Origin of the sequence: Leifsonia sp. 21MFCrub1.1 (assembly GCF_900107895.1) — a bacterium.
GTDB classification, from domain to species: domain Bacteria; phylum Actinomycetota; class Actinomycetes; order Actinomycetales; family Microbacteriaceae; genus Leifsonia; species Leifsonia soli.
The window spans coordinates 2870792-2882979 of the sequence record NZ_LT629867.1 but is presented as its reverse complement, the minus strand read 5'-3'; the positions used below and the strand labels follow the sequence as shown (position 1 = coordinate 2882979).

Here is a 12188-nt window from a genome sequence, read left to right as displayed (position 1 = left end):
CCGTCACAACAAAGGAGTCAGCAATGGCCATCGCCACCATCAACCCCACCACGGGCGAGACGCTCGAGACGTTCGAGCCGCACACGCCCGAGCAGCTGGAGGAGATCCTCGCCGGCGCCGAGGCCGCCTACCGCGGACTGGCCGACACCACCTTCGAGCAGCGGGGCGCATGGATGCGCGCCGCCGCCGACATCCTCGACGCCGAGCTCGACGAGGTCGCCGCGCTCGTCACCACCGAGATGGGCAAGACCATCGGGACGGCGAAGTACGAGGTGTCCAAGTCGGCGCGCGGAATGCGGTGGTACGCCGATCACGCTGCGGAGTACCTCGCCGAGGAGCACCCGGTCGCAGCGGGCGACGTCGGCGCCTCCGCCGTGAGCGTCCGCTACCAGCCGATCGGGACGGTGCTGGCGGTCATGCCGTGGAACTACCCGTTCTGGCAGGTGATCCGCTTCGCGGCTCCCGCGCTGATGGCGGGCAACACCGGCATCCTGAAGCACGCGTCGAGTGTGCCGCAGAGCGCGCTCTATCTCGGCTCGCTGTTCGAGCGTGCCGGGTTCCCGGCGGGCGCCTTCCAGACGGTCCTCGTCGAGGGCGGCGCGGTCGCCCCGCTCATCGACGACCGCCGCATCCGGGCCGTCACCCTCACCGGGTCGGTCGGTGCCGGGTCCTCCGTCGCCGAAGCGGCCGGCCGCAACATCAAGAAGTCGGTGCTGGAGCTCGGCGGCACGGATGTGTTCGTCGTCATGCCGTCCGCGGACATCGCGGCAGCGGCCGCCGCCGGGGTGAACGCCCGCGTGCAGAACTCGGGCCAGAGCTGCATCGCCGCCAAGCGGTACTACGTGCACACGGACGTCTACGACGCGTTCGAGGAGGCCTTCGTCGCAGGGATGCGCGCGCAGGTCGTCGGCGATCCGTTCGACGAGGCGACGTCGTTCGGTCCGCTCGCGACGGAGCAGGTGCGCCGCGACACGCACGAGCTGGTCGAGGATGCGGTGGCCAAAGGAGCGACCCTGCTCGCCGGAGGCGAGCTGCCGGAGGGTCCCGGGTGGTTCTACCCGGCGACGGTGCTGCGCGATGTCACCCCCGAGATGCGCATCTTCCGTGAGGAGTGCTTCGGTCCGGTGGCCTGCCTCTACCGCGTCGCGTCGGCCGAGGAGGCGGTCGAGCGCTCGAACGACTCCGACTTCGGCCTGAGCTCGAGCGTGTGGACCCGGGACGATGAGGAGGCCGCGTTCTTCCAGGATCGCATCGAGGCGGGAGGCGTCTTCGTCAACGGGCTCACGGCGTCCTTCCCCCAGCTGCCGTTCGGCGGCATCAAGGACTCCGGCTACGGACGCGAGCTGTCGGCGTTCGGCATCCGCGAGTTCACCAACGTGAAGACGGTCTGGCGGGCGTGACCACCGGGGCGGCCGCCGTGCCGGTGGTCCGTGCGGGCGCATCCGCACGGACTACGTCTACACCGGCACGCCCGCGCGGCGCGACGCACCGCACCGTCGGCACGCTCGTCCACGAGCTGCCGCCGTCCGCGGTGATGGCGCTCGCCTGCCTCGCCGGGGATGCCGCGGCCCTGTGCGCCGCCGCGGTCGCCCTCGCCCTGCTCGCCTGCGGCTACGGCCGCATGGCACGCAGCTCGGCCTTAGCCCGTGAGCACGTGGTCGATCTGTGGGCGATGCTGCTCGTGCTGGTGGGCATGGCGTTCTCGGGCGGCGAGGTCGCGGGCGGACCGGCCGTCGCTCCCGCGGTGGCGTCGCCGCACCGCCATCTGGCGGCGTCGATCGCGGGTCCGGTCGGGCCGGCGCTCATCGTGGTCGCCGTCGCAGGCTGGGCGGTCGGCCGCCTGCTTCTCGCGCGGCGCGTTCGGCGGCTGCACACCGCCGTCTCCGCCGTCGTGTGCGGCGGGATGCTCGTCGCGATGATCGCGATGTGACCGGGCGGGCGACGGCATCGCGCCGCGCCCGGTATGCGCATTCCCAGCGAGGGACGGAGCCGGTACTGTTGCGGTGTGGGTGAGGCGAAGAGCGAGGCGGCGCCCCGACGTCCCGTCACGCTGACCGATGTCGCGCGGCGGGCGGGCGTGTCGCAGCCCACCGCATCGCGGGTGCTCAACGGGAGCGCGCGGACCGTCGCCGACAGCTACCGGCGGCGCGTGCTCGACGCGGCCCGCGAACTGGGCTACACGCCCAACCTCGCCGCCCAGGTCATCGCGCGCGGCACCTCCCGGACCATCGCCCTCGTGATCAGCGGCATCTCGGACCCCTACTTCTCGGCCATGGCCTCCGAGTTGATGAAGCAGGCGGCCGAGTACGGGATGCGCGTCTCGATCGCCGTCACGGACCGGCGCGTCGACCGCGAGCTGGAGCTGGTACGGGAGCTGCGCGGACAGCAGCCGCAGGCGATCGTGCTGGCGGGCACCGGGTACGTCGACCCGCCCAACGGCGACGAGCTCGTGGCCGAGCTGCGCCGGTTCGAGGAGACGGGCGGGCGGGTCGTGCTGATCAGCCGCACGGACCTCCCTTTCGAGACGGTGACCTTCGACAACCGCGAAGGCGCCAGGGAGCTGGCGGCGGAGCTGTCCACCCTCGGCTATCGTCACGCGCTCGTTCTGGGCAGCGCCACACCGCTGCTCTCCATGCAGCAGCGCGTGGACGGCTTCGTCGAAGGCTTCGGCGGCGATGCGACCGTCGCCTACCCCGAGTTCTCCTGGGAGGGCGCGCGTGAGCACATCCGCGCCCTTCCGGACGACGTGCTCGGCCGTGTCGAGCTGGTCTTCGCGATCACCGACGACATGGCCCTCGGCGCGATCGCCGGCCTGCGCGACCGGGGTCGTCGTATCCCGCAGGATGTCGCGGTCGCCGGCTTCGATGACATCACCACGTTGCGCGACGTCGTTCCCGCGCTGACGACCGTCCACGTGCCGCTCGACCAGGTCGCCGACGAGACGGTCCGCCGTGCGCTCGGCGGCGAGGCGGGAGGCCGAACGGTGCCGGCGCATCCCGTGATCCGCGCGTCCACCCCGCCGGTCCGTCGGTAGGGCGCGGATGCGCGGCCGGTAGGTTGGGGCTGTGAGCGAGAACGCCCCCACTCTGTCCGACGTCGCGGCGCACGCCGGCGTCTCCCTGGCGACCGCGTCCCGCGCGCTCAACGGCAGCACGCGGACGGTCAACCCCGCGCTGCAGGAGCGGGTGCTCGCGTCGGCCAGTGCGCTCGGGTACAGCCCCAACATCCAGGCGCAGGCCGTCGCACGGGGCACCAGCAATGTCGTCGCTCTCGTCGTCGGCGATATCGCCGATCCCTACTTCGCCTCCATCGCGTCCGGTGTCATCCGCGTGGCGGACGAGCGCGGGCTCATCGTCACGATCACGGCGACGGGGCCGTACGCAGGCGAGGCGTCCGTCGCCCGCGAGCAGGCGGCGCTGACCGCGCTCCGCGGACAGCGCCCGCGCGCGGTCGTTCTCGCCGGAAGCCGCGTGGTCCGCCGTGTCGCCGGCGACGACGCCGTCCCGGGCGCCGCCGATCCGCTCGGGGGCGCCGGCGCGAACGTCGCCGTCATCGGCGGGGGAGCCCCCGAGCACCGGTCGATCGCCGTCGACAATCACGGCGGGGCGGCCGCGCTCGCTCGCGAGCTCCTGGCGCTGGGCTATGGCGACTTCGCCGTGGTGGCCGGCCCCGAGGAGCTCGTGACGGTCCGCGACCGTGTCGACGGTTTCCGGTCGGTCGTGCCATCGGCCACGATCGCCCACGCCGAGTTCTCCCGTGCGGGCGGGCACCGCGCGATGGCCGAGCTGCTCCGGTCCGGTGCGCGGCCCGAGTGCGTGTTCGCGGTGAGCGACGTGATGGCGATCGGCGCCATGGCCGCCCTCCGGGAGGCGGGGATCGCGCCGGGCGAGCAGATCGCGGTGGCGGGATTCGACGACATCCCGCTCGTCGCCGACGTCACCCCTGCCCTCACGTCGGTGTCGCTGCCGCTCGCCGAGATCGGAGCCCGCGCGCTCGAACTCGCGCTCGCGGAGGAGCCGGCCGCGGACCTGCCGCCGGTCTCCGCCGAGGTGCGCGTGCGCGCATCCACTCCGCGGCGCTGACGTCGCGGCGGCTCAGAGCTTGACGCCGCCCGAGATGAGGTCGATCTTCCAGTACCGCTGGAGCGACAGGAAGAGGACGGCCAGCGGCACGATCGACACCAGGACGCCCGCGATCACGATCGAGTACTGCGCTGCCTGACCGCCGGTGATGATCATGAGGCCGTACAGGCCCAGCGTCAGCGGGTAGAGCTGGTCGTTGTTGATCATCACGAAGGGCAGCAGGAAGTTGTTCCAGATCCCGATGAACTGCAGGAGGAAGACCGTCACCAGCGCCGGCATCATCAGCCGCGACCCGACCGACCAGAAGATGCGCCACTCGCTCCCGCCGTCGATCCGGGCGGCCTCCATGATCTCGTCGGGGACGGACGCCTCCGCATAGATCTTGCACAGGTAGATCGCGAACGGCGAGACCAGCTGCGGGAGGATGACGGAGGCGTAGGTGTTGGTCATCCCGAACTTCGCCAGCAGCAGGAACTGCGGGATGGCGAGCATGATCTGGGGGAGCAGCACGGCGGCGACGATCAGCCGGAAGATCCACTTCGACCCGGTGAACGCGTACTTGCCGAGGGCGTAGCCGGCCGCGCCGGCGATGACGGTGGACAGCACGCCGCCGCCGACCGCGTAGATCACCGAGTTCAGCGCCCACCGGCCGAAGATGCCGTTGTTGTACGTGAACAGGGCCTGCATGTTGGTCCAGAACCCGCCGGTGAACGAGGGCACGAAGGACGGCGTCGAGAACAACTCGTCGTTGGTCTTGGTGGAGGCGATCACGATCCAGAGCACCGGGAGCACGCAGTACAGCGCCCCGACGATGAGGATGAGGGTCGGGACGATGTGGAGACCCGACCGCGTGCGCAGCGGAGTCCGGGCGACGGTCTGCCGGGGCGCCTCGCCGGTCGGCGGCCCGTCGGGCGTTCGTACGGTCGCGGTGGTCATCGGGTCTCCCTCCGGGCGAAGCGCCGGCCGATCAGGTTGACGATCACCGTGGCGGCGACGGTCATGACGATGAGGATGAACGAGGTGGCGGCGCCCTCGTAGATGCTGTTGTTCACGAACGCGTCGGTGTAGACGCGCATCAGGGGCACCCAGGTGGAGGAGATGGCGTTCGCGAGCGGCTTCAGGGTCGTCGGCTCGTTGAACAGCTGCAAAGCGCCGATGACCGAGAACAGCGCGACCATGGTGATGGCCGGGGCGATCAGCGGCAGCTTGATGCGCAGCGCGATCTGCAGCTCGCTCGCGCCGTCGAGCTCAGCCGCCTCGAACAGCTCCTTGGGGAGGCTGCGGAGCGCGGTGTAGATGATCACCATGTTGAAGCCGACGACCCCCCAGACCGCCACGTTCGCGACGGAGAAGAAGATCCCGGTGCTGCCGAAGTAGTCGATGAACCGGCCGCCGATCGGGCTGGTCGCCGGGAGGTACATGAAGCCCCACAGCAACGACGCGACGACGCCGGGCACCGCGTATGGCAGGAAGATCGCCAGTCGGGTCACGCCGACCAGGCGGGCGCGCTTGGCGTCGAGACAGAGGGCGAAGGTCGTGGCCAGCACGACGGTCAGCGGCACGCCGATCAGGGCGATCAGCAGCATCCTCCCGAGGCTCGCCCAGAACTCCGGGTCGGTGAGCGTCGTCACGTAGTTGGCGAAGCCGGCGAAGACCTCGGTCGGATCGCCGCCGCCGAGAAGCCCGCCGCCCACCTTCAGCTGCAGGAAGCTGAGGATCACCGCGTACACGCCAGGCGCGACCGTGAACAGCAGCAGCAGGATGACGGCGGGGGCGACGAGGAACACGGGCAGCAGGGTGCGCCTGCGGCGGGGTCGACGGGCGGTGCCGGCTCCGATGACGGCCATGGGCGTTTCTCCTGTTCGGTGGATGCGGTCGGGGTCCGGCGGGGGCGACGCGGGGGTCGCCCCCGCCGGGGTGAGAACGGTCAGCCCGTGACCTTGAACCCGATCTTCTTCATGTCGGACACCGTGCTCGACTGCATCGTCTCGAGGGCTGCCGCGAGCGACGTCTTGTTCTGCAGGGCGTCCCCGAAGGCGTTCGAGTAGGAGTCGAACGTCACATTGGCGTTCGGTCCCCAGATGTCGAACGTGCGCACGCCCTTGGCGAGGGTGCCCATCAGCGAGTAGTAGTCCGGCTGGTTCGACATGAACGGCGGCGGGGTCTTCAGCTCGGGAGCCGACTGGTTCGACAGACTCGCCGGGAAGACCTGGACGTTCTTGATCAGCGACGCGACGCCTTCCTTGGAGGAGTTCATCCACTTCACGAACTTCGCGGCCTCGGCGGGGTGCTTCGAGTTGGCCGTCACGGCCTCGGTCTCGCCGCCCCAGATGCCGACGGTGTCGTCTCCGGCGGTCCAGGCGGGCAGGGGAGCCGCGACCCATTTGCCCGCGGTGTCCTTGGCGATCGACGGCAGCTGGTTGGGCGCCCACTGCGCGCTGACCCAGCCGACGAGGGTGCCGTTGTTCATGTCGGTGTTCCACTGGGCCGACCAGTTCGGCTCCGGGCTGACGACGCCCTGGTTGACGAGCCCGCTCCAGTAGTCGGCCACCTTCTTGGAAGCGGCGTCGTTGATCGCGACCGTCCACTCGTCACCGGAGGCCTTCCACCAGTCGGCGCCCGCCTGCTGGGCGAGGCCGGCGAACCAGCCGGGGTCGGCGGCGGTGAAGTTGCCGATGAACTTCGACGGGTCGGCGGCGTGGATCTTCGCCGCATCCGCCGCGTACTCGTCCCAGGTCTTGGGCGCCGTCAGGCCGAGCGAGTCCCAGATGTCCTTTCGGTAGAAGAACACCATCGGGCAGACGTTCTGCGGCACGCCGTACGTCTTGCCCTCGAACTGCACCTGCGCCAGCGTCGACTTCGAGAAGTCGCCGGAGAGATCCCCGACGTACGTGTCGATCGGAATGACGACCTTGTTGGCGATCAGGGCAGGGAGCGCCTGATACTCCACCTCGGTGACGTCCGGGTTCGTGCCGGCCTTGTTGTTGGTGATGAGCTTGTTGTACAGGGTGTACCCGGTGCCGGACGGCTTGGTCAGCTTGACCTGGATGTCCGGGTTGGCCTTGTTCCACTCGTCGACGACGGCCTGCATGCCGCCGTCCCAGTTGACGTAGGACAGGGTGACCGTGCCGCCGGAGGACGACGAGGTCCCTCCTCCGGAGCTCGAGCAGCCGGTCAGGACCGTGGCCGCGGCGGCGGCCACGCCGACCACCGCGCCGATGGTCCTCAGCGTTGACTTCCTCACTGTGTGCATCTCCTTCGATGATTCGTGGTGCGTTCTCGTGGTGCGTCGGGTGGGTTCAGCCCTCGGCCCATGCGGGGTAGCGCACGGGGGTGGTCTGGATGCCGATCCACTGCCGATGGGTGAAGCCGGCGAGCTGTCCCTCGCCGCCGTGGCGGGCGTACCCGTCGTTGACATGGACCTCGTTGCTCTTCACCTGTTCCGCGAACGCGAGTCCGCGCATCGGGTCGCCGGTGAAGACGGAGTTCATGAGCGTGCGGTGCCTGTTGACGAGGGCGAGTGCCTCCGCCTCACTGTCGACGACGGTGATCGGCATCACCGGGCCGAAGATCTCCTCCGTGAACACCGGCATGTCGGGGGTGACGCCGGTGAGGACGGTGGGCTGGTAGAAGAGGCCGTCGTGATCGCCGCCGACCGCCACCGTGGCGCCGGCCGCGATGGAGGGACGGACCAGGCCGTCCGCGAACCGGCGCAGCTGGGTCTCGCTGATGATCGGCCCGAGGTCGACGTCGTCGCGCAGCGGGTCGCCGACCCGGAGCGCGCGCACGCGCTCGACGACGGCGTCGGTGAACGCGGCGGCGACATCCCGGTGCACGATGTGGCGCCCGGCGGTGATGCAGGTCTGGCCCTGGTACCAGAGCGACGACCACACGGCGCAGCTCGCCGCCTGGTCGATGTCGGCGTCGTCGAGCACCACGAAGGCGTTGTCCCCGCCCAGCTCGGTGGCGACCGCGCGGAAGGAGCGCGCCGCGAAGTTGGCGATCTGGTGGCCGACCTCGAACGAGCCGGTGAAGTGGATGAGGTCGAGGTCCGGGTGCTCGCTGAGCGTGCGGCCCGTGGTCGGCCCGTCGCCCGGGACGACCGCGAAGACGCCGGCCGGGACGCCGGCGGCCTGCGCGGCCTCTGCGAGGATCTGGCCGCCGGCGATCGGGGTCAGCTCGGCGGGCTTCAGCACGACGGCGTTGCCGTACGCCAGCCCCGGGGCGAGCGCGCGCATGGCGAGGCTCATGGGGTAGTTCCAGGGAACGATCAGTCCGATGACGCCGAGGGGGACGGCGCGCGAGAGCGACAGCTTGCCCGACTTGTAGGGCGGCAGGATGCTCCCCGCGTTCTCGGTGAGCTGGGTCGCGGAGTTCTCGAGCTGCGTGATCGACTGCCCGAGCTCCTCCTCCGCCTTCTCGAGGGTGCCGCCGGTCTCGCGGATGAGCAGGGTGAGCAGCTCGTCACGCCGGTTCTCCAGCTCGGCGGCGAACCGGCGGATGATCGCGGAGCGCGTGTTGGCATCCACCTGCGCCCAGCCGGGCTGGGCGCGCCGAGCCGCTCCGACGGCCCGGTCGACCTGCGCGGGGGAGGCGTTGCCGTACGTGCCGAATGGCACGCCGGCCGATTTGTCGAGCACGGGGATGCCGTCGCCGGCCTCCGGCCGTTCGAACCGGCCGTCGATGAACACCTGGACGTCGTAGTCGCGGAGCTCGCGCATGGGGGATGCCTCCTGGATGGAAGGGGTGGTGGGTACGGTGACAGTCTCAGGCAACGGCGATCAGAGCTTCCTTCGTGACGGGATGTTCGGCCGGCTCGCCGGCGACGAATCGTTCGATCTCGTGCCGGGCGCACTCGCCCAGGCGACGGACCTCGGTGCCCAGCGCACCCGCGACGTGCGGGGTGAGCACGACGCCCGGCAGCGACCGCAGCGGGTGCCCGGCGGGGAGCGGTTCCGGCTCGGTCACGTCGAGGACGGCCCGCAGACCGCGGTCGCGGACCGCATCCATGAGGGCGTCCTGGTCGACGATCGGGGCGCGGGCGGTGTTGATCAGGGTGGCGCCGTCCGGCAGCAGGGCGAGCTGCGCTGCTCCGACCATCCCGACCGTCTCGGGCAGCAGCGGCGCGTGCACGCTGACGATGCTCGATCCGGCGAACAGGTCGTCGAGGCTCACGGCCCGTGCTCGATCGAGCACGGGGTCGCCCTGGCGCACCTGCGGGTCGTACAGCAGCACGTCGATGTCGAACGGCTCGAGCAGCTCGATCACCCGGCGGCCGACGCGGGAGGCGCCGATGATGCCGACGGTCCGGCGGAAGTTGCCGATCGCCGGGTCCGCCTCCCGCTCGTAGAGGGCCGGGTCGGTCGCGTATCCGCGGATGTAGTCCGGAACGCCCTTCCCGGCCAGCAGGATCATCGCGAGCGTGTACTCGGCGACGGGATAGGCGTTGGCGTTGGCCGCGCTGGTGACGAGCACTCCGCGATCCCACGCGGCGTCGTCGATGTGGCCCTTCACCGTGCCCGCGGCGTGGACGATGGCGCGCAGCCGGGGCATGCGGTCGAGCTCCGCCGGCCCGATGTGCGGCGCGCCCCATCCCGTGACGAGGATCTCCACGCTGTCGAGCAGCCCGGCGGGCGCGGAGGCGAAGTCGGTGACGGTGACGGTGGGGTCCAGCGCGACGATCGCCCGGAGGGCGGCGAGGTCGTCGGACGAGAACAGCAGAGCCGGCAGGTCCGGTCGCATGGCGAAGGCGGCGACGGGCGTGCTCGCTGCGGTCATCGTCGACTCCTCGGGTGGGGCGGTGGTCCGGATTGCGCATTCCCAGAATGCGCATTCCCAATAATGCGCATCCCGGGTCGCCGCGTCAAGCAGGAATTTCGGAGAGCCCCCCGGCGGCTCAGGACACGAGTCGGCGCACCGCCCGGCGGAGGATCTCGCGGTGGGTCTCGGCGTCGTAGGAGGCGGCGTCGTGGCCGAGGGCGTCATAGAAGATCGTCGCCGGGCCGTACTCGCGCTCCCACATCAGCGGGTGCTCGGCGCCGTCGTGCTCGTGGGACGCGAGCGGGACCACATCCGGCTGCACTCGCAGGTCCGTATACCGCTCGTCCGTCACCGTGAAGTCGTCGAGCCCCGCCACGATGGGGCTGCGGTCGGCGTGAACGTGGATGCGCGCCGGCCCGTAGTCGGGGTGGAACGTCGTGCCGCGCACCCAGACGCCGCCGAGGATCCCCTCCCACTCGGGGATGCCGCGCAGCGACGTCGATGTGACGTGCGACGCGAGCAACGGGTTCCCGGCGGCGAGGTACGCGAGCAGGCCGTCGCGGCCCCGGCGTTCGCCCTCCGGGTCCGGTGTCCCGGTGAGCGCCGGGTCGCCGATGTTGAGCACGAGCAGGTCGGGCGCATCGGTCGTCAGCGCGGCCATGCGCGCATCCACCTCTCCGGAGATCTCGACGTCGAGCCCTTCGTCGCGGAGGATCCCGGCCAGCCTCTCGGATGTCTCGGCGAAGGGATGCCACGGATCGGCATACCGGCCGGCGCCGCTCAGGATCAGTGCTCGCATCACAACCTCCGTCGGTGCGGGTTGACACCCGCGAAGCGGGGTCTATCGTAACGCGATGGTAAGCGCTTTCTCGCGCGCGTGCCGATCACCGTCGATCGGAAGGGAACCTGTGTCCGACACTGCTATCGTCTCCACCCGCCTGAACCCCGACCAGCGCAACGCGTTCATCGCGTCGCTTCTCGGCTGGATGATGGACGCCTTCGACTACTTCATCATCGTGCTCGTGTACGCCGAGATCGGCGCCGAGTTCCACGTCCCGCTCGAGCAGATGGCGTACCTCACCACCGTCACCCTGATCATGCGTCCCGTCGGCGCCTACCTGTTCGGGCTCTGGGCCGACCGGGTCGGCCGTCGCATCCCGCTCATGGTCGACGTGTGCTTCTACTCGGTGGTCGGATTCCTGTGCGCGTTCGCCCCCAACTTCACCGTGCTGTTCATCCTGCGCCTGCTGTACGGCATCGGGATGGGCGGCGAGTGGGGCCTCGGCGCCGCCCTGACGATGGAGAAGGTGCCGCGCACCCGCCGCGGCTTCTACTCCGGCATCCTGCAGGCGGGGTACTCCGCCGGCTACCTGCTGGCGTCGCTGGCCTTCCTGCTGGTGCACTCGGTGTTCGGGCTGAACTGGCGCTGGATGTTCGCGCTCAGCATCCTGCCCGCCCTGATCACGCTCATCATCCGCTCGCGCGTGAAGGAGTCGGAGGTGTGGGAGAACACCCGCGAGAAGATGCGGAAGGCCGACACCTCCATCCGCCGGGTGTTCTTCGACGGGAAGGTGCTGCGCCGGTTCGTCTACCTCGTGCTGCTGATGGCGGCCTTCAACTGGATGAGCCACGGCACGCAGGACATCTACCCGACCTTCCTGAAGTCCACCGAGAACGGAGGAGCGGGACTGGATGCGGCGACGGCCGGCTGGATCGCCGTCGTCTACAACATCGGTGCGATCGTCGGCTGCATCGTGCTCGGCTCGCTGTCGGACCGCTGGGGACGCAAGGCGACGATCATCCTCGGGGCGGCGCTGACCATCCCGATCATCCCGATCTTCGCCTTCTCGCCGACGGCGGGGCTGCTGTGCCTCGGCTCCGCGCTCATCCAGTTCACGACGCAGGGCGCCTGGGGTGCCATCCCGGCGCACCTGAACGAGATGTCGCCGAATGCCATCCGCGGCTTCTACCCGGGCGTGACGTACCAGCTGGGCAACGTGATCGCGGCATTCAATCTGCCCATCCAGCAGGCGCTCGCCCCACAGCTCGGCTACGGCTGGGCGATGGCGTCGACGGTCGGCATCGCGGCGATCGCGGTCATCCTGCTGACCGCCTTCGGCAAGCAGGCCCACGCGATCGACTTCGTCGCGGCGGACGCCGCCACCCCGGCCGCCGAGCCGGCCCCCCGCGGCTGACGTCGGGTCCGGTCCCGGTCCCGTCCCGGTCCCGCGCTTTCATCGGAGATCCGCCCCGATCCGGCCCGAATCTCCATCCGCACCGCGGTCCGTCGGAGATGAAGGCGCTTTCCACCGACGTTGACATCCCGGCGCCGGCCGGGCTAACGTC

11 protein-coding genes are annotated in these 12188 nt (G+C 70.3%); 5 read left to right on the top strand and 6 right to left on the bottom strand.

Translation table 11 applies throughout. From position 1 onward, the window contains the following. Nucleotides 1-23 precede the first annotated feature (23 nt). From aldh to BLW09_RS13660, 4 genes are all read left to right on the top strand, one after another. Nucleotides 24-1400, top strand: a complete 1377-nt coding sequence (gene aldh / locus BLW09_RS13675) for an aldehyde dehydrogenase AldH (RefSeq protein WP_089913744.1) — start codon at nucleotides 24-26, stop codon at nucleotides 1398-1400. After that, a complete protein-coding gene (locus BLW09_RS13670) occupies nucleotides 1397-1930 on the top strand; it encodes a hypothetical protein (RefSeq protein WP_089913740.1) in 534 nt (177 codons plus the stop codon). The genes aldh and BLW09_RS13670 overlap by 4 nt, the downstream gene beginning before the upstream one ends. Nucleotides 1931-2005: 75 nt before the next feature. Next, nucleotides 2006-3034 carry a LacI family DNA-binding transcriptional regulator gene (locus BLW09_RS13665; protein ID WP_089913737.1) on the top strand — a complete coding sequence of 343 codons (1029 nt, stop codon included), beginning with the start codon at nucleotides 2006-2008 and terminating at the stop codon, nucleotides 3032-3034. A 31-nt stretch (nucleotides 3035-3065) separates the two neighbouring features. After that, complete coding sequence (locus BLW09_RS13660; protein WP_089913734.1) at nucleotides 3066-4082, top strand: LacI family DNA-binding transcriptional regulator; 1017 nt, start codon at nucleotides 3066-3068, stop codon at nucleotides 4080-4082. Nucleotides 4083-4094: 12 nt separating this feature from the next. Here BLW09_RS13660 and BLW09_RS13655 read toward each other — a convergent pair whose 3' ends face one another. The 6 genes from BLW09_RS13655 to BLW09_RS13630 form a co-directional block, all read right to left on the bottom strand. Then, nucleotides 4095-5018 (bottom strand): carbohydrate ABC transporter permease, encoded by a 924-nt coding sequence (locus tag BLW09_RS13655; RefSeq protein WP_089913732.1) that lies wholly within the window; start codon nucleotides 5016-5018, stop codon nucleotides 4095-4097. Beyond that, nucleotides 5015-5929, bottom strand: coding sequence for a carbohydrate ABC transporter permease (locus BLW09_RS13650; protein ID WP_089913729.1), 915 nt, complete (start codon nucleotides 5927-5929; stop codon nucleotides 5015-5017). Before BLW09_RS13650 ends, BLW09_RS13655 begins: the two co-directional genes overlap by 4 nt. An 80-nt stretch (nucleotides 5930-6009) precedes the next feature. Further along, nucleotides 6010-7326: an extracellular solute-binding protein gene (locus BLW09_RS13645; protein ID WP_231946848.1), complete on the bottom strand. Its 1317-nt coding sequence runs from the start codon at nucleotides 7324-7326 to the stop codon at nucleotides 6010-6012. Nucleotides 7327-7381: 55 nt separating this feature from the next. Continuing rightward, the gene (locus tag BLW09_RS13640; protein WP_089913725.1) at nucleotides 7382-8803 is read right to left on the bottom strand and encodes an aldehyde dehydrogenase family protein; all 1422 of its coding nucleotides are present in this window, start codon (nucleotides 8801-8803) and stop codon (nucleotides 7382-7384) included. A gap of 46 nt (nucleotides 8804-8849) precedes the next feature. After that, complete coding sequence (locus BLW09_RS13635) at nucleotides 8850-9860, bottom strand: hydroxyacid dehydrogenase (protein WP_089913722.1); 1011 nt, start codon at nucleotides 9858-9860, stop codon at nucleotides 8850-8852. 118 nt (nucleotides 9861-9978) lie between these two features. Further along, nucleotides 9979-10641, bottom strand: a complete 663-nt coding sequence (locus BLW09_RS13630) for a ThuA domain-containing protein (protein WP_089913718.1) — start codon at nucleotides 10639-10641, stop codon at nucleotides 9979-9981. A gap of 109 nt (nucleotides 10642-10750) precedes the next feature. Between BLW09_RS13630 and BLW09_RS13625 the strand changes: the two genes are divergently transcribed. After that, a complete protein-coding gene (locus tag BLW09_RS13625; protein WP_089913714.1) occupies nucleotides 10751-12037 on the top strand; it encodes an MFS transporter in 1287 nt (428 codons plus the stop codon). Nucleotides 12038-12188: the final 151 nt, after the last annotated feature.

What these genes read in the sequence shown, in the direction of transcription:
- BLW09_RS13640 (WP_089913725.1), bottom strand. Translation starts at nt 8,803, where the DNA reads ATGCGCGAGCTCCGCGACTACGACGTCCAGGTGTTCATCGACGGCCGG.
- aldh (WP_089913744.1), top strand. Translation starts at nt 24, where the DNA reads ATGGCCATCGCCACCATCAACCCCACCACGGGCGAGACGCTCGAGACG.
- BLW09_RS13630 (WP_089913718.1), bottom strand. Translation starts at nt 10,641, where the DNA reads ATGCGAGCACTGATCCTGAGCGGCGCCGGCCGGTATGCCGATCCGTGG.
- BLW09_RS13655 (WP_089913732.1), bottom strand. Translation starts at nt 5,018, where the DNA reads ATGACCACCGCGACCGTACGAACGCCCGACGGGCCGCCGACCGGCGAG.
- BLW09_RS13650 (WP_089913729.1), bottom strand. Translation starts at nt 5,929, where the DNA reads ATGGCCGTCATCGGAGCCGGCACCGCCCGTCGACCCCGCCGCAGGCGC.
- BLW09_RS13635 (WP_089913722.1), bottom strand. Translation starts at nt 9,860, where the DNA reads ATGACCGCAGCGAGCACGCCCGTCGCCGCCTTCGCCATGCGACCGGAC.